12 protein-coding genes, 2 tRNA genes, 2 rRNA genes, 1 pseudogene and 1 riboswitch are annotated in these 17,729 nt (G+C 46.6%); of the genes and pseudogenes, 14 read left to right on the top strand and 3 right to left on the bottom strand.

The window, feature by feature from the left end; all coding sequences use genetic code 11:
* The first annotated feature begins 338 nt into the window (after positions 1-338).
* The 12 genes and pseudogenes from H9L11_RS06530 (at position 339) to thiH (ending at position 12,514) form a co-directional block, all read left to right on the top strand.
* Positions 339-3,228, top strand: a 23S ribosomal RNA gene (locus H9L11_RS06530).
* A gap of 92 nt (positions 3,229-3,320) precedes the next feature.
* Positions 3,321-3,437 (top strand): 5S ribosomal RNA (gene rrf / locus H9L11_RS06525).
* A gap of 77 nt (positions 3,438-3,514) precedes the next feature.
* Positions 3,515-3,591: transfer RNA gene (locus H9L11_RS06520), tRNA-Asp, on the top strand.
* Positions 3,592-3,652: 61 nt separating this feature from the next.
* Positions 3,653-3,729: transfer RNA gene (locus H9L11_RS06515), tRNA-Trp, on the top strand.
* 244 nt (positions 3,730-3,973) lie between these two features.
* A pseudogene (locus H9L11_RS06510) lies at positions 3,974-5,356 on the top strand (multicopper oxidase family protein).
* 123 nt (positions 5,357-5,479) lie between these two features.
* Positions 5,480-5,863: a fluoride efflux transporter CrcB gene (crcB, locus tag H9L11_RS06505; RefSeq protein ID WP_005378811.1), complete on the top strand. Its 384-nt coding sequence runs from the start codon at positions 5,480-5,482 to the stop codon at positions 5,861-5,863.
* 60 nt (positions 5,864-5,923) lie between these two features.
* A riboswitch (TPP riboswitch) is annotated at positions 5,924-6,022 on the top strand.
* 163 nt (positions 6,023-6,185) lie between these two features.
* The gene (gene thiC / locus H9L11_RS06500; protein WP_176311214.1) at positions 6,186-8,126 is read left to right on the top strand and encodes a phosphomethylpyrimidine synthase ThiC; all 1,941 of its coding nucleotides are present in this window, start codon (positions 6,186-6,188) and stop codon (positions 8,124-8,126) included.
* Positions 8,126-9,541: a thiamine phosphate synthase gene (locus H9L11_RS06495; RefSeq protein WP_176311213.1), complete on the top strand. Its 1,416-nt coding sequence runs from the start codon at positions 8,126-8,128 to the stop codon at positions 9,539-9,541. Before thiC ends, H9L11_RS06495 begins: the two co-directional genes overlap by 1 nt.
* Positions 9,528-10,301 carry a HesA/MoeB/ThiF family protein gene (locus tag H9L11_RS06490; RefSeq protein WP_205391056.1) on the top strand — a complete coding sequence of 258 codons (774 nt, stop codon included), beginning with the start codon at positions 9,528-9,530 and terminating at the stop codon, positions 10,299-10,301. Before H9L11_RS06495 ends, H9L11_RS06490 begins: the two co-directional genes overlap by 14 nt.
* Before the next feature lie 38 nt (positions 10,302-10,339).
* A complete protein-coding gene (gene thiS, locus H9L11_RS06485; protein ID WP_045403475.1) occupies positions 10,340-10,594 on the top strand; it encodes a sulfur carrier protein ThiS in 255 nt (84 codons plus the stop codon).
* Positions 10,595-10,599: 5 nt separating this feature from the next.
* Positions 10,600-11,367, top strand: coding sequence for a thiazole synthase (locus tag H9L11_RS06480; RefSeq protein ID WP_045403455.1), 768 nt, complete (start codon positions 10,600-10,602; stop codon positions 11,365-11,367).
* Positions 11,368-11,401: 34 nt separating this feature from the next.
* On the top strand, positions 11,402-12,514 hold the full coding sequence (gene thiH, locus H9L11_RS06475; protein WP_033907324.1) for a 2-iminoacetate synthase ThiH: 1,113 nt from the start codon (positions 11,402-11,404) through the stop codon (positions 12,512-12,514).
* A gap of 115 nt (positions 12,515-12,629) precedes the next feature.
* Here the strand turns inward: thiH and H9L11_RS06470 are convergent, their stop codons facing one another.
* Together H9L11_RS06470 and H9L11_RS06465 are read right to left on the bottom strand one after the other, a co-directional pair.
* Positions 12,630-14,420 (bottom strand): aminopeptidase P family protein, encoded by a 1,791-nt coding sequence (locus H9L11_RS06470; RefSeq protein WP_064368862.1) that lies wholly within the window; start codon positions 14,418-14,420, stop codon positions 12,630-12,632.
* A 203-nt stretch (positions 14,421-14,623) separates the two neighbouring features.
* Positions 14,624-15,565 carry a LysR family transcriptional regulator gene (locus tag H9L11_RS06465; protein ID WP_005378791.1) on the bottom strand — a complete coding sequence of 314 codons (942 nt, stop codon included), beginning with the start codon at positions 15,563-15,565 and terminating at the stop codon, positions 14,624-14,626.
* Positions 15,566-15,672: 107 nt separating this feature from the next.
* Here H9L11_RS06465 and H9L11_RS06460 point away from each other — a divergent pair, with 107 nt between their 5' ends.
* Together H9L11_RS06460 and H9L11_RS06455 are read left to right on the top strand one after the other, a co-directional pair.
* Positions 15,673-16,866 (top strand): multidrug effflux MFS transporter, encoded by a 1,194-nt coding sequence (locus H9L11_RS06460; RefSeq protein ID WP_005382927.1) that lies wholly within the window; start codon positions 15,673-15,675, stop codon positions 16,864-16,866.
* A 91-nt stretch (positions 16,867-16,957) separates the two neighbouring features.
* Positions 16,958-17,239, top strand: a complete 282-nt coding sequence (locus H9L11_RS06455) for a hypothetical protein (protein WP_005378786.1) — start codon at positions 16,958-16,960, stop codon at positions 17,237-17,239.
* 31 nt (positions 17,240-17,270) lie between these two features.
* On the opposite strand, the gene H9L11_RS06450 is transcribed toward H9L11_RS06455, so the two are convergent.
* Complete coding sequence (locus H9L11_RS06450) at positions 17,271-17,726, bottom strand: DoxX family protein (protein ID WP_205391055.1); 456 nt, start codon at positions 17,724-17,726, stop codon at positions 17,271-17,273.
* Between the last annotated feature and the right edge of the window lie 3 nt (positions 17,727-17,729).

Below are 17,729 nucleotides of genomic sequence, written 5' to 3'. Positions count from 1 at the left end.
TTTTTGGAATAAAACGTCCAAACCAGAACAAGCAATTGATACTGGTTGGTGTTTTTGACTCTGAAAGTCTTTAGAAAATGTAACTTCCTTGTGAAGCAACATAGCTCTTTAACAATTTGGAAAGCTGACAAAACAATCTTTAAGATTGTTTGTAAAGTTCTCAATGTTTGTCTTTATGACAAACACCAAAAAACACATTCAAGTGTTCTTGGGAATATCACTTTTACAGTGATTATTCGAAATTGAGTCCGGCAAAATCGAATGTCTCTCGCTCATTCAAATAATGAGAGACAACTTTGGTGATTTGAACATCAACTCGAAACTCCTTCGGGTTGTATGGTTAAGTGACTAAGCGTACACGGTGGATGCCTTGGCAGTCAGAGGCGATGAAGGACGTATTAACTTGCGATAAGCCCAGATTAGGTAGTAAAAACCATTTGAGTCTGGGATTTCCGAATGGGGAAACCCAATACCATAAGGTATTACTGTTGAGTGAATACATAGCTCAACAGGGCGAACCGGGGGAACTGAAACATCTAAGTACCCCGAGGAAAAGAAATCAACCGAGATTCCGAAAGTAGCGGCGAGCGAAATTGGACTAGCCCTTAAGCTTTACACGCGTTAGACGAACAGCCTGGAAAGGCCGACGATACAGGGTGATAGTCCCGTAGTTGACGACGTGTGTTCAGTGAAATCGAGTAGGGCGGGACACGTGATATCCTGTCTGAATATGGGGGGACCATCCTCCAAGGCTAAATACTACTGACTGACCGATAGTGAACCAGTACCGTGAGGGAAAGGCGAAAAGAACCCCTGTGAGGGGAGTGAAATAGAACCTGAAACCGTGTACGTACAAGCAGTAGGAGCAGGCTTGTCCTGTGACTGCGTACCTTTTGTATAATGGGTCAGCGACTTATATTCAGTGGCAAGGTTAACCATCTAGGGGAGCCGTAGGGAAACCGAGTCTTAACTGGGCGTTCAGTCTCTGGATATAGACCCGAAACCAGGTGATCTAGCCATGGGCAGGTTGAAGGTTGAGTAACATCAACTGGAGGACCGAACCGACTAATGTTGAAAAATTAGCGGATGACTTGTGGCTAGGGGTGAAAGGCCAATCAAACCTGGAGATAGCTGGTTCTCCCCGAAAGCTATTTAGGTAGCGCCTCGGACGAATACTACTGGGGGTAGAGCACTGTTAAGGCTAGGGGGTCATCCCGACTTACCAACCCTTTGCAAACTCCGAATACCAGTAAGTACTATCCGGGAGACACACGGCGGGTGCTAACGTCCGTCGTGGAGAGGGAAACAACCCAGACCGCCAGCTAAGGTCCCAAATTACTACTAAGTGGGAAACGATGTGGGAAGGCTCAGACAGCCAGGATGTTGGCTTAGAAGCAGCCATCATTTAAAGAAAGCGTAATAGCTCACTGGTCGAGTCGGCCTGCGCGGAAGATGTAACGGGGCTAAGTAGTAAACCGAAGCTGCGGCAATATACTTTTGTATATTGGGTAGGGGAGCGTTCTGTAAGCGGTTGAAGGTGTGTGGTAACGCATGGTGGACGTATCAGAAGTGCGAATGCTGACATGAGTAACGATAAAGGGGGTGAAAAACCTCCTCGCCGGAAGACCAAGGGTTCCTGTCCAACGTTAATCGGGGCAGGGTAAGTCGACCCCTAAGGCGAGGCCGAAAGGCGTAGTCGATGGGAAACGGGTTAATATTCCCGTACTTCTTACAATTGCGATGGGGGGACGGAGAAGGCTAGGTGGGCCTGGCGACGGTTGTCCAGGTTCAAGTGCGTAGGCTGAGAAATTAGGTAAATCCGGTTTCTCTTAAGGCTGAGACACGACGTCGAGCATCTACGGATGTGAAGTCATTGATGCCATGCTTCCAGGAAAAGCCTCTAAGCTTCAGATTGTAAGGAATCGTACCCCAAACCGACACAGGTGGTCGGGTAGAGAATACCAAGGCGCTTGAGAGAACTCGGGTGAAGGAACTAGGCAAAATGGTACCGTAACTTCGGGAGAAGGTACGCTCTCGACGGTGAAGTCCCTCGCGGATGGAGCTATTGAGAGTCGCAGATACCAGGTGGCTGCAACTGTTTATTAAAAACACAGCACTGTGCAAAATCGCAAGATGACGTATACGGTGTGACGCCTGCCCGGTGCCGGAAGGTTAATTGATGGGGTTAGACTTCGGTCGAAGCTCTTGATCGAAGCCCCGGTAAACGGCGGCCGTAACTATAACGGTCCTAAGGTAGCGAAATTCCTTGTCGGGTAAGTTCCGACCTGCACGAATGGCGTAATGATGGCCACGCTGTCTCCACCCGAGACTCAGTGAAATTGAAATCGCTGTGAAGATGCAGTGTACCCGCGGCTAGACGGAAAGACCCCGTGAACCTTTACTACAGCTTGGCACTGAACATTGACCCTACATGTGTAGGATAGGTGGGAGGCTTTGAAACGCAGTCGCTAGATTGCGTGGAGCCGTCCTTGAAATACCACCCTTGTAGTGTTGATGTTCTAACGTCGACCCCTTATCGGGGTTGCGGACAGTGCCTGGTGGGTAGTTTGACTGGGGCGGTCTCCTCCCAAAGCGTAACGGAGGAGCACGAAGGTGGGCTAATCACGGTTGGACATCGTGAGGTTAGTGCAATGGCATAAGCCCGCTTGACTGCGAGAATGACAATTCGAGCAGGTGCGAAAGCAGGTCATAGTGATCCGGTGGTTCTGAATGGAAGGGCCATCGCTCAACGGATAAAAGGTACTCCGGGGATAACAGGCTGATACCGCCCAAGAGTTCATATCGACGGCGGTGTTTGGCACCTCGATGTCGGCTCATCACATCCTGGGGCTGAAGTCGGTCCCAAGGGTATGGCTGTTCGCCATTTAAAGTGGTACGCGAGCTGGGTTTAGAACGTCGTGAGACAGTTCGGTCCCTATCTGCCGTGGGCGTTGGAGAATTGAAAGGGGCTGCTCCTAGTACGAGAGGACCGGAGTGGACGAACCTCTGGTGTTCGGGTTGTGTCGCCAGACGCATTGCCCGGTAGCTAAGTTCGGGATCGATAACCGCTGAAAGCATCTAAGCGGGAAGCGAGCCTTGAGATGAGTTCTCCCTGATACTTTAAGTATCCTAAAGGGTTGTCGTAGACTACGACGTTGATAGGCAGGGTGTGTAAGCGTTGTGAGGCGTTGAGCTAACCTGTACTAATTGCCCGTGAGGCTTAACCATACAACACCCAAGGGGTTTTGATGGACTCAATGAAAGAACATTGAATGTGTAAGAACGAGAATTAAAAACAGCTTTCCAGATTAAAGAATTTGCTTGGCGACCATAGCGTTTTGGACCCACCTGATTTCCATGCCGAACTCAGAAGTGAAACGAAATAGCGCCGATGGTAGTGTGGGGCTTCCCCATGTGAGAGTAGGACATCGCCAGGCTTTAGTTTTATTTTCACTTTTTCGAAAAGTGAAGACAAAAGCGGACACTTGCTTATTAAAGCGAGTGATACCACTGCGGAGTGGTAGTTCAGTTGGTTAGAATACCGGCCTGTCACGCCGGGGGTCGCGGGTTCGAGTCCCGTCCACTCCGCCACTTAATATCGACAACCTCGCTTATGCGAGGTTTTGTCAAATCTAGAATATGAAAATTCTATAGGGGTGTAGCTCCAATTGGCAGAGCAGCGGATTCCAAATCCGCGTGTTGGGAGTTCGAATCTCTCCACCCCTGCCACATATCAGGCTCTGGCTTAGGTCAGAGCCTTTTTTGTATCTGGTTTCTTCTCATTATTACAGCTTATTTCTACTCTTATCCCGTAAGTATGGCTTTCTGCTGTACTTTGGCAGCATTTAATCTACTGAACGAACGAAACTACAGTTAGCTGTAATGATCAGTGGCCCGAAATTTTAATAATAAAGGGGAATCACTATTTATATTTAGTTACACTCAACCGATCTGGATTAATGAGTAACTATGTATGGATATATCTCGTCGACGCTTTCTTCAATCATCCTTAGCAATCTCCGCGCTTGCCGTTCTACCTGCATGTTCTCTATCTAGGAGCACTAATAAGCAGGGGAAATATATATACGATATCACTGCAGAGCCTTCTACTGCAGAATTGGTCCCTGGGTTTAACACAGACGTACTCGCATTTAATGGTTCGATTCCAGCGCCTGTGATTCGTTGTCGCCAAGGCGAGAAAGTTATAATTCGGTTTACTAACAAGCTTTCAGAGCCGACTACAATCCACTGGCATGGCTTGCGAATCCCTATTGAAATGGATGGTGTCCCTTTCTTGAGCCAGCAGCCTATCATGCCAGGTGAAACATTCGTTTATGAATTTACACCACCAGATGCGGGCACATTTTGGTATCACCCACATATGAATAGTGTGAAGCAGCTTGGTATGGGCTTAGTCGGGCTAATTGTCGTTGAAGAGGCAGAGCCGGTTCAGTTTGATGAAGAGCATGAGGTCGTCCTCAAGCATTGGCATTTAGACAAACTAGGTCAGTGGAAGAACCTTATGGTGCCGCGCTTGAGCGCTCGTATGGGGACTCCCGGAGAGTGGAGTAGCGTCAATGGTGTGCATGAACCTGTTTATACGCTGAAGCAGAATGCCACTACGCGATTAAGAATTGCTAATGTCGATAATACCATTACTTACCCGATCGCTATTGAAGGTGCAGAGGCTTGGGTTATTGCTATTGATGGTAATCCTGTTAAAACGCCTTATAAGCTCACTCAGCACAAAATTGGTCCAGGAATGAGGTTAGATATCGGATTGATTGCTCCGAAGGTTGGAAAACGTGTTTATGTGCGTCAAATGAAAGGACGCTTCCCATTCCCTTTGTGCGAGTTTGACGTTGTTGAGTCTGACCTGTCGAACAACTAGAAACTGCCTTTATTACCTCTCAACCCTGTGCCAGCTCTCGATTTGAAAAATGCAGAGCAAATCGATTATGTGTTTGAGTGGGAGGGGGCGATCACTCCTGCTGATAAATCGGGCAAAGCGATACCTAAATTCTGGCTGATGAACAAACGGGCTTGGGAGGGAATGAGCAAAGATAATATTCCAGCGCCCCTTTCAACATTGGAGATGGGAAAAACCTATATCTTCAACCTAAAGAACGTCACCCAATATCATCATCCTATTCACCTTCATGGACACACATTTACGGTTCTTGAGTTAGATGGAAAAAAACTCGACGAACCGTTTCATACCGATACGGTCTTGCTTGGAAAAAACGGCAGTGCGAAAGCGGCATTTGTTGCAGATAACCCTGGACGTTGGATGTACCATTGTCATGTGATCGAACACATGAAGACGGGGTTGATGGGTTATATTGAAGTAAAGTGACTCCTGTAACTTTTTAAATCTTGATAAGTTTTAAGCGCTATAATTTGCTGAATTCTAAGATTGTATAATCACTATTGCCGTAAATTTGATTACAATGTCGCCATTAACTTTTCTGGGGGAATTATGGGACAACTATCCGTTTTGGGTTTTATTGCATTGGGTGGTGCATTTGGTGCATGTTCTCGTTACTTAATTTCTGAACTTTGTGTCATTTTATTGGGGCGTGGTTTTCCATATGGTACGTTAACCGTTAACGTTGTTGGCTCATTTATGATGGGCTTATTGATAGCAGCTTTCGATAATGAACTTTTGGCAACGGAACCTTGGCGACAAGTGATTGGCTTGGGTTTTTTAGGCGCACTAACGACGTTTTCCACCTTCTCGATGGATAATGTTTTGCTTATGCAGCAGGGCGCTTTCTTTAAGATGGGGTTGAACGTATTGTTGAATGTCGTGTTAAGTATTTCAGCGGCGTGGATAGGCTTTCAATTATTGATGCGCAGCTAGCAAAGTAGTTAAAAATTGAACAGGTCGGCTTGGTTTCACCAAGCCGTTTTTATATACTGACATCACTTGTCGGAGTGCCATAAGGCTGAGACCGTTAATTCGGGATCCGTTGAACCTGATCAGATTAGAATCTGCGAAGGGAACAAGAGAAGATATTCACACCGGAGCTCTTTCTGGTTGATCTATCAAAAGTCGAATGTTGTTACAGGCAAATATCGTAAGCTTTAACTAGCCTTAATTTGACTCCTCTTGTCGCATCTATCCGCCAAGCATTTTTATCCAATTACTTTTTATCTAGTATAACAAAGCAAGGAAAAATGCTATGTCGAGTCGCAAACAAGCGAGACTGGAAGCAAAACAGTTCATTGATACACTCTCGGTACAACCGTACCCCAATTCAAGCAAAGTCTACGTAGAAGGCTCACGTCCAGATATTCGTGTGCCAATGCGTGAAATATCACTCGCTGATAGCCTTATTGGAGGCACAAAAGAAGCGCCTATTTTCGAGCCTAATGAGCCAGTACGCGTTTACGATACCTCGGGTGTATACACAGATCCAGAGCACACCATAGACCTCTATAGCGGCTTACCTAAGCTGAGAGAAGGGTGGATTGAAGAGCGTGCCGATACTGAGCTACTTGATGAAGTAAGCTCGGTGTACACCAAAGAACGCTTAGAAGACGAAACACTAGACGATCTTCGTTACGGTAATCTACCACGTATTCGACGTGCCAAAGATGGCCATTGTGTGACCCAATTGCACTATGCTCGCAAAGGTATAATCACCCCAGAAATGGAATACATCGCCCTGCGTGAAAATATGGGGCGTGCTCAATACCGCGATGAAGTGCTGAATCAACAGCATCCGGGTCAAAGCTTTGGAGCGAATCTTCCAAAAGACATTACCGCCGAGTTTGTGCGTAAAGAAGTCGCCGAAGGTCGCGCGATTATCCCTTCCAATATCAACCACCCAGAATCCGAACCAATGATCATTGGACGTAACTTTTTGGTCAAAGTGAACGCCAACATCGGTAACTCATCGGTCACTTCTTCGATTGAAGAAGAAGTAGAGAAACTAGTGTGGGCAACGCGCTGGGGTGGAGATACCGTTATGGATCTCTCTACTGGACGTAATATTCACGAAACTCGCGAGTGGATTCTACGTAACAGTCCAGTTCCGATCGGTACCGTACCAATGTATCAAGCGCTTGAGAAAGTGAATGGTGTGGCGGAAAACCTTAACTGGGAAGTGATGCGCGATACTCTGATCGAGCAAGCAGAGCAGGGCGTTGATTACTTCACCATCCATGCCGGTTTACTACTGCGCTATGTACCGATGACGGCAAAACGCGTTACTGGCATCGTCTCTCGTGGTGGTTCTATCATCGCGAAATGGTGTTTAGCGCATCACCAAGAAAGCTTCTTATATACTCACTTCCGAGAGATCTGTGAAATCTGTGCTAAGTACGATGTCGCACTATCTCTTGGTGATGGTCTGCGTCCTGGCTCGGTTGCTGATGCTAACGATGAAGCGCAATTTGCAGAGCTTCGTACTCTTGGCGAATTGACCAAGGTTGCGTGGGAATACGACGTACAGGTGATTATTGAAGGCCCTGGTCATGTTCCAATGCATATGATCAAAGAGAACATGGAAGAGCAGTTAGAGCACTGTCATGAGGCTCCTTTCTATACTCTTGGTCCATTGACGACAGACGTCGCTCCTGGTTACGACCATATTACTTCAGGTATTGGCGCTGCCATGATTGGTTGGTATGGCTGTGCAATGCTTTGCTACGTAACTCCTAAAGAGCATCTTGGTTTACCAAACAAAGAAGACGTGAAAGTAGGCATGATCACTTACAAGCTTGCTGCGCACGCCGCTGATTTGGCGAAAGGACACCCTGGTGCACAAGTTCGTGATAACGCGCTTTCTAAAGCTCGCTTCGAGTTCCGCTGGGAAGACCAATTTAACTTGTCGCTCGACCCAGATACCGCGCGTGCTTTCCATGATGAAACCTTGCCTCAAGAGTCTGGAAAAGTTGCTCACTTCTGTTCGATGTGCGGACCAAAGTTCTGCTCTATGAAGATTTCGCAAGAGGTACGAGAGTACGCAAAAGATACTGAGCAAGTTGCTGCGGACCAAGCTATATCGATCAAAATGCTGGATGATCCTCTTGAGGGGATGCGTCAGAAATCGCAAGAATTTAGAGATACAGGTTCTGAGTTATACCACCCAGCAGCACATGCCGAGGTAAGTGGCTAATGAGCAAAATCCTTATTCCGTCATCATTGATTGAACTGACAGGTTTAGTTCAGCAATGTTTGTTGTTGGCGAAAGAACAGGGTTTTAACATTGAAGACATTGAGTTGGGTGTGAGCCCAACTCAATCTATTCAGCTTGTTCGTGACCAACAGACTACGCACATAACGACAGACCTTATTGATGGTTATGACTCTGAGCATGAGAGTTCATTTGTGCTCTATTACCGCTCTGCTTTGTCGGTAGAAGCGTGTGCTAAGCAACCGTCGAAAGCGATTTATATTGGCATTGCTGATACGCAGGTATCCGATGAAAAGGAGAAAGTGCTTCAGCTTGATATCTGGCGTCACCCAATTAACAACGAAGTGAGAGCGCTTTCCGTTAAGTCCAAATTCAACGCAATGTTCGATCCCGAACATCATCTTGCTTGGATAGTAACGCTGACAGTACTCGATTTTCCTATCGAAGATGCGTTAACACTTGCTCGAGGAATGCTAACTCAACAAGCGAATGTTTCACGTGAAACACTGTTTAATGACAACCTTGACGAGGGACGAACTACTCAGTGGGCTGCCCAATTTGATGATTTCCCCACACCTGTACTGGAGGATAACCGACTAGGTATTCAAGTTGGTTGGTCTGCACAAGGTGAGAGCGTTAGCTTTCCAACTCTAACTAAGCAAAGTCTAGGGCTCTATCCAGTCGTTGATGATGTTGCTTGGATTGAGCGTCTACTGCCACTAGGCATCAACACTATTCAACTGCGAATCAAGAACCCACAACAAGCCGATTTAGAACAACAGATCATTCGAGCAATTGAGCTAGGTCGTCAGTATCAAGCACAAGTGTTCATCAATGACTATTGGCAGTTGGCAATCAAGCATGGCGCTTATGGTGTTCACCTAGGACAAGAAGACATAGAAGAATCGAATTTAGCTCAGCTAACTAAAGCGGGTATTCATCTTGGTCTTTCTACTCATGGTTATTATGAACTACTGCGCATCGTACAAATTCATCCTAGCTACATCGCACTAGGGCATATTTTCCCAACCACCACTAAACAGATGCCATCGAAGCCACAAGGTTTGGTGCGCTTGGCGCTGTATCAAAAGCTGATTGATAGCATTCCTTATACAAATACAGAGGCTGCTTTCCGCCCTTCAAAAGACAAAGCAGTTAGTGACCATGTGCTTGGCTTTCCGACGGTCGCGATTGGTGGTATTGACCAATCTAATGCAGACCAAGTTTGGCAAACAGGTGTTTCTAGCTTAGCAGTAGTGCGTGCTATTACGTTGGCAGAATCACCTCAATCCGTCATCGAGTTCTTCGCACAACTGATGAACGAAAGACAGCTAATGTTTACTGATCAGAATAGTGAGTTGGCGCATAGCAAGAGAGGCGAGCATGCTCACGGATAAGCAGTTCCTTCGCTATCAGCGTCAAGTCGCTCTGCCTGAAATTGCCGAAGTTGGGCAAGAGCGTTTGAGCAAATCGCATGTTCTGATCATCGGTTGTGGTGGATTGGGGAGCGCAGCGAGTTTGTACTTGGCGTCAGCGGGGGTTGGTAAATTGGTTGTGGTTGATGACGATGACGTTGATAGCAGTAACCTACAACGTCAGATCATTTATCGTGAACAAGACCTCCAAGTTGCGAAAACAAAAGCGACTGTAAAGCAACTGGCCGAACTTAATTCTATGGTCCAAATTCGAGCTCTCAATAAGCGATTAGACAAAGCACAACTGCAGCTTGAGGTGATGCTAGCGGATGTGGTGCTCGACTGCACCGATAACATGCCAACGCGCCAGCTAATTAACCAAGTTTGTTTCGAGCAAAATACGCCGCTCATCTCGGCGGCAGCAATTGGTTGGCAAGGACAATTCGCTGTCTTTGATTACCAAACACCAAGTGAACAAGAAGCGCAGAGTAAAGCCTGTTACCGCTGTTTGTATCCGTTTGACGAATTACCACAAAGTCAAAAATGCAGTGAGAGCGGTGTCGTCGGTCCGGTGGTGGGCACACTTGGTAACTACCAAGCGATAGCGGCAATTCAAAAACTGGCGACGGGAAAGTTTCATGTCGAGACTGCCAAGTTGCATCTGTTTGATGGGTTGAAAATGCAATGGCAAACCATGGCGATAAGCAAAGACAAACAGTGCCAAGTGTGTGCTCAGATTTAGCTTACGAGCAATGGGCAGAATTAAGAGAGTTGGAAGCAATGACGTTATCAGAACAACAAACAACACAAATGATCGCTGCTGACTTAGATGTGATCACTATTGTCATCAATGACCAGTCACATCAAGTTGCTAGTGAGTCGAATCTACAGCAAATCATTAGTCAATTTGCGCTGCCTGAAATGGGCTGTGTTTTTGCAATTAACAACAATGTTGTGCCGCGCAGTGAGTGGGCTAGCACAGTTCTTTCACAGGGAGATAGCATCTCTTTGTTTCAAGCGATCGCAGGGGGTTAACGTCGATGCTTAAAATTGGTGATAAACAATTCGAATCAAGACTGTTCACGGGAACAGGGAAGTTTGCCAACAGCCGATTAATGGCAGAAGCGATTCAAGTGTCGGGATCTCAACTTGCGACCATGGCGTTGAAGCGTGTCGATGTGAACGACCAACAAGACGATATTTTGCTGCCGTTAGTACAATCGGGTGTGAACTTATTGCCGAACACCTCAGGTGCAAAGAATGCTAAAGATGCTGTGTTTGCTGCGCAACTGGCGCGAGAAGCGTTAGGTACAAACTGGCTAAAACTGGAAATTCATCCAGACCCGAAGTACTTGATGCCCGATCCAATTGAGACACTTGCAGCCGCTGAACAACTGGTTCGTGAAGGCTTCATTGTGCTTCCTTATTGTCATGCTGACCCAGTTCTGTGTAAACGATTGGAGGAAGTGGGCTGTGCTGCGGTCATGCCATTAGGTGCACCGATCGGTTCCAACAAAGGGATAGTTTCTCACGATTTCCTAGAGATCATTATCGACCAAGCTAATGTTCCTGTGGTTGTCGATGCGGGTATCGGTGCTCCTTCACATGCCGCGCGTGCGATGGAAATGGGCGCGGATGCCGTTCTCGTTAATACTGCTATTGCAGCTTCGAGCGATCCTGTTGCGATGGCGAAGGCATTTAAGTTGGCGGTAGAGTCGGGGCGTATGGCTTATGAAGCCGGACTTGCTGGTAAGGTTTCTCATGCGGTTGCGTCGAGTCCACTGACGTCATTCCTAGATGAGCTTTAGCCCTAGATTGATTTAGCTAATAAGCGAGGAAAACATGAGCTTCGTTGAACAATTTAAGCAGCTTAATTGGGATGACATTTCGATGTCGATCTATGCGAAAACGGCAAAAGACGTCGAGCGAGCATTGAATAAACCCAAGCGTGATTTGGAAGACTTTAAAGCGCTAATTTCACCAGCGGCTGAAGCGTACTTAGAGCAAATGGCGCAGTTGTCATACTCGGCAACTCGCAAGCGTTTTGGCAATACCATGTCGCTTTATATTCCATTGTACCTTTCTAACTTGTGCGCCAATGTTTGTACTTATTGTGGCTTCTCGATGGAGAACAGAATCAAACGTCGTACCTTGAATCGGGACGAAGTGGTTGCAGAGGTTGAAGCCATTAAACGCATGAAGTTTGATAGCGTATTGCTGGTGACTGGCGAGCACGAAACTAAAGTGGGTATGAAATACTTCCGCGAAATGGTGCCTATGATTAAGAAGCGCTTTAACTATTTGGCGATGGAAGTACAGCCACTTGATCAAGACGAATACGCTGAGCTCAAGACATTGGGTTTGGATGCGGTGATGGTCTATCAAGAAACGTATCATCCTTCGACTTACGCCGAGCACCATTTGCGTGGCAACAAGATGGATTTCGAATACCGATTGGATACACCCGATCGTCTTGCAAAGGCGGGCATCGATAAGATCGGTATTGGTGCTTTAATAGGGTTGGAAGAGTGGCGTACCGACTGTTTTTATGTGGCAGCGCACTTGGACTATCTTGAGCGCACGTATTGGCAGACTCGTTACTCGATTTCTTTCCCGCGTTTGCGTCCTTGTGAGGGTGCGCTCCAACCCAAATCAGTCATGACGGATAAGCAACTTGTTCAGCTGATTTGCGCTTATCGTTTGTTGAATCCAGAAGTGGAGTTGTCATTATCGACTCGTGAGTCACCGAAGTTTAGAGATAACGCATTGCCTTTAGGCATTACCAGTATGTCTGCTGCATCGAAAACTCAGCCGGGTGGTTATGCGATGGATGATGTTGAACTCGAGCAGTTTGAGATCAGTGATGAGCGAAGCGCAGGTTCTGTGGAAGATATGATTCGAGCCAAAGGGTTTGACCCTGTATGGCGAGATTGGCACTCGGCGTATTCTGGTTAATCAGCAAATAAAGACACTGGTCATCGTTATGTTTCACGTGAAACATAAGTAAAGAAAAGAGGGTTGATGCAAAACATCAACCCTCTACTTTTTTCTAGCTTCTAGCTTCTAGCTTCTAGCTGTGTGCTACTGGTAGCGTTGCTTGACGAAGCCACTCTTTCACATCACCCTCAACAAGTGGGCTGATCTCATCCCATACCTTCTGATGGTAATCATTCAACCAAGCAAGCTCTGGACGAGTTAGCATATCAACATTGATGTTGCGCTTGTCGATTGGACAGCGTGTTAGCGACTCGAATGACAGAACAGGGAAGTCACCGTTAGTTGGGGTTTCAACAACAAGCTCTAGGTTCTCGATACGGATACCAAACGCATCCGCACGGTAGTAACCTGGCTCGTTGGATAGCACCATACCTTCTGTTAGAGGCACGTCGATTTGCTTCTTCGAAATGCTCGCCGGACCTTCATGAACACTTAGGAAGTGACCAACACCGTGACCAGTACCGTGGTCGTAATCGTAGCCTTCCGCCCACAGGTGCTGACGAGCTAGCGTATCGATTTGGTAACCACGTGTGCCTTTCGGGAAGCGTGCACGAGCAACACCGATGTGACCTTTTAGTGCGAGAGTGAATTGTTTAATCATCTCTTGTGAAGGCTGACCGATCGCAATTGTACGCGTGATGTCTGTCGTGCCATCTAGGTACTGACCGCCTGAATCCACTAGGTAAAGCGTGTTCAGTTCTAGCTTGCCAGGTTCAGGTTGGTTTTCGTGATTGTAGTGACACATGGCCGCGTTGCCGCCTGCCGCTGAAATGGTATCAAAGCTAAGATCCATAAGTGTCGGGTCTTCGCTACGAAATGCTTCCAGTTTGTCCGCCAGTGTCGCTTCATCATGCAGGTTACCAGCAGCCACTTCAGTATCTAACCAAGATAGGAACTTACTCATCGCTACGCCATCACGGATATGACATGCTTTCATGCCTGCGATTTCAACTGAGTTCTTCGCCGCTTTTGGCATTAGGCATGGGTCAGCTTTACTCACCACAGATGCGCCTGCGTTTTGAAGCACCAGCTTAAACCACGCGTTACTTGTCGCAGGGTCAACCAGTACATTCTTGCCAGTTAGGTTTTCTAGTCGTGCTTGCAATGCTTCTGGGTGATGAACCGTCACGCCGGCACCAACATGAGCGTCAAACTCAGCAGGTAGGCGAGCAGGATCTAGGAAGTATTCCACGCTTGAGTCTGAGTGCAGAATCGCGTGAGAAAGCAGAACTGGTAGACGTGATACATCAAGACCACGAACGTTGAGTAACCAACAGATAGAATCAAGTGCTGTGATCACTGCGCTGTCTGCACCGGCTTTTTTCACGAGCTCTGCGATTTCTTGGCGTTTGCTTTCACTTGACTGACCAACTGCTTCTGTTGCCATTAGGCGAACATCAGAAACCACAGGAGCAGGGCGGTCGTGCCACAGTTCATCAATTGGGTTGCTATCGAGAATCTTAAGCTCAAGTGCGCCAGCAAGTTTTGCTTGTGCCATGTCTAGCCAAGCAGCGTTGTGCATGCGAGGGTCGATTGCCACAGACGCGCCATTTGCAAGATGGTCTTTAATCCAATCTAGTGCAGGCTCTTCAATCAAGTGACGGTATTCGAATAGATCAGCAGGAACCTGCTTTGTTACTTGTACTGTGTAGCGACCATCAACAAAGATAGCGGCTTTGTCTTTGGTGATTACCGCAGCACCAGCAGAACCAGTAAAGCCAGTTAGCCAATGTAAACGCTCGTTGTGCGCTGGTACGTATTCACCCAAGTACTCGTCTTCATGAGGGACAAGTAGGGCATCAATATTATGTTGTGCTAGCCATTCGCGAATTGCATTCACGCGGCTTTGGGTATCGTTGTGCATCTGTGTTATTCCTTCAAATTACCGCTCCTTCATGCTCAGGTGTGGGAGCTGTTTCCATCTGCTTCATGCAGTTTACGATTCCATTGAGGTTCGCAATCACTTCAATAGAGTCGGAGTACAACTAGGCCATAGATGAGCCAAAAAGGACTACGACAGTTAAGCTACTCATTTTAGCCGCTAAGCGCAAATTGAGTGCGGTGTTTTTATCTAAGGTGATCGGTTTTTTGTGTGATCATCGTACGTAGCCAGCCTAATGCAGGGTCGTTTTCTCTATCTCGGTGCCAGAATAAAGTGTAAGCCATAGGTGGGAATTCTAACGGTAGTGGCAGCACGACCAAATCAAGCTGTTTGGCCGCAAGTTGCACAAAATGACTTGGCGCAGTAAAGATAAAGTCGGTGTATGAACATAAACTTGCGGCACTGTTAAAGTCGGGCACAGTGACGGCAATATCGCGGTCGGCGCCAATATCTGCAAGGCGATAATCTAGCAACCAACGGTCGTTGCCATCACAACGCACCTGTACATGGCGTAGGGCGAGATAGGCTTCCAGATTCCAAGGTTGTTTTAGCGCAGGGTGGTTTTTGCGAATAATGCACATTTGGTAATCACGATAAATTTCCAACTCGCAAATGTCATCGGGTGGTTGAAGAGTCAGCTTGGCATCGTTTATATCGATATCTTTTCCAGTTAAGCCTAAATCCAGTTCGCCGCGTTGAAGCATTTTAAATGTATTATCCGACCACGGGTGTGTGCTAATTGTCACGCCAGGTGCTTGTTGAAAAATCGCCGGTAAGAAATGGGGTAGAATGAGAGGGTAGACACTCTCTACCGCTGCTATTTGAAAACGGTATTCACTGCTTTGCGGAGAAAACTCTTCGGGTTGAGTCAGCACTTCTAACTGATTTATCAACAGATCCAGTTTCGGTTTAAGAAACAATGCGCGCGGCGTAGGTGTTAATCCATGTGAGTTTCGAGTGAAAAGAGGGTCATCAAATTGAATGCGCAGTTTAGCCAGTGATTTACTTACGGCAGATTGGCTTAAGCACAATCGGTGGGCCGCACGAGTAACGTTTAACTCTTCAATCAGCACTTTAAAGCAGACCAATAGATTTAAATCGATACGAGCCAGTTTTTCGACATTCACAGTGAATTTCCTCTGAGGAATAATGCTCATGATTATACATCATTTCCATTCATATCATCAGATGATTAAGCTTTACCCAAAGTTCTTTATCCAATTCGGAGTGTTGTGTGTCTAGCCAGTTTTCTAATAGTAAAAAACAGATGGCGTTATTGACCCTTTTGGTTCTTTTTAGTCCTTTAGCGATTGATATTTATCTACCTGCTTTACCTCTTATTGCTTCCACTTTTCAGGTCGATAATGCGCTAGCACAAGACACGATCACTTGGTTCTTATTTGCTATGGGTGTTGGTCAGCTATTCGCAGGTCCCTTAGCAGATAAACTCGGACGTCGAACTGTTGCATTGGGCGGTATCACCATTTACGCGATGAGCGCTTTATTGGCGTGGAGTGCTCAAAATATTGAGTGGATGTTGGTTTCCCGACTGCTACAAGGCTTAGGTGCGTGTGCGACATCGGTAGCAGCCTTTGCAACAGTTCGCGATATTTTTGGCCCGGAAAAAAGCGGCAAAATGATCAGCTACCTTAACGGTGCGATTTGTTTTATTCCGGCTTTAGCTCCAATTCTAGGTAGCTGGTTAACTCAGCAATTTGACTGGCGTGCTAACTTTAGCTTTATGGCTGGTTTTGCTGTGGTGTCTGGATCATTGATGTTTTTCATGATGAAAGAGACTAACCCGTCAACAGAAAAGCAAGCCGTGTTTAAGCTTAGTCGGTATTGGGCAGTGCTTAGCACACCATCTTTTGTTTTCCATGCGTCATTATGCTTGATGGCGATGGCGGTTATTCTTGCTTACGTTACCTCAGCACCGTCGGTATTGATGACGGGGATGGGGCTGTCGATGAATGAATTCACTTTCTGGTTTGGTGTAAATGCGGTGATAAACATTGCGGCATGTATGCTGGCGCCTAAGTTTATGGAGCGCGTTGGAACTCACAACACCTTGGTCACCGGGATCTCAACTCTGGGTCTCGCTGGTGTGATCATGCTAGTGATGAATGGTCAGAATACCGCGCTTTCTTTCATGCTACCTATCTTCATGTCTTCTGTAGGTTTTGCATTCATTCTGGGTGCAGCGGCAGGGAAAGCGTTAGAACCGTTTGGTGATAAGGCGGGCACGGCAGCTGCACTGCTTGGATTGTTCCAAATGAGTGGCTCTGGTTTGTTGGTGGGTACGCTGCAACGCTTATCTCTGGATCCGCAAACCTTGATTGCAATTCATATGTGGGTCCTATTACCTGCGTTGGTCGTTCTGTTTACAAAAGCAGGGAAGAACTGGCACTCGAGCTTTGCGAAAGCGTAAATCAGTGTAATTTAGTATTTTCCAATGTAAGTAAGGCGTGTATATTTGTCACTCAGACTTTTCCTGACACCATAACGGAACTCAAAAAGTAATGTCGTTAACCACGTATGAAATGGCTCGTATTCTAGAGCAAATGGAAGATTCACCAGAAAAGGTGATGTTTGGCAAGTTGCTTAATGAGCTGGGTAATCAAAGCTCCGAGCGTATTCGTAGTGCGGCGAAACAAGTACCTCTGCCAATTTTGCGTGATATCGTGTACCAATTTCAGCAAGTGATTGAGTCACGCAAAGATGAACAAGTCGAGCAGATGGCAAAAGACCTCGCTCAGCAAGGTATCTCAGCAGAAGAGCTACTGGCTTACTTGAATAAATAATAAAAAATCCCCGCATGATGCGGGGATTTTTTTAGCTCGTCATTTTCTTTTTCAGGATGTGGTCCAAAGACAGCGGTCCTGGCCCCCATACGATTACGATAAGAATCATCAATCCCCAAAGTTGGTGGTCATAAAAACCTTTCTCCCACAACAGTGGGTAAGAGATCACTGCGATGATGTTGAACACAAACAGCATTGCTGCCATCGGGCGGGTAATCAATCCTAGTGCCAAGAACACCGGTAGAACCAACTCCGCAGCCGTACCTAAATAAGCCGCCAATTCCCATGGCAAGATTGGCACTTGGTATTCCAGCTCAAATAAGTACAGCGTGCTATCCCAAGATGAGATTTTGATTAGTCCTGAATTGAAGAACACCCAAGCAACCCAAAAGCGACAAAAGAGAAGTAGTAAAGGGACAAAGCTTGCTTGTAAGGTACTGATTAAATCATCGTACCGATTCACTAAGTTTTTAACCGTGTCCGTCATAGA

Source organism: Vibrio sp. sp1 (genome assembly GCF_016920955.1).
In the GTDB taxonomy this organism is placed as follows: Bacteria; Pseudomonadota; Gammaproteobacteria; order Enterobacterales; family Vibrionaceae; genus Vibrio; species Vibrio alginolyticus.
This window is presented reverse-complemented; position numbering and strand designations above follow the sequence as displayed.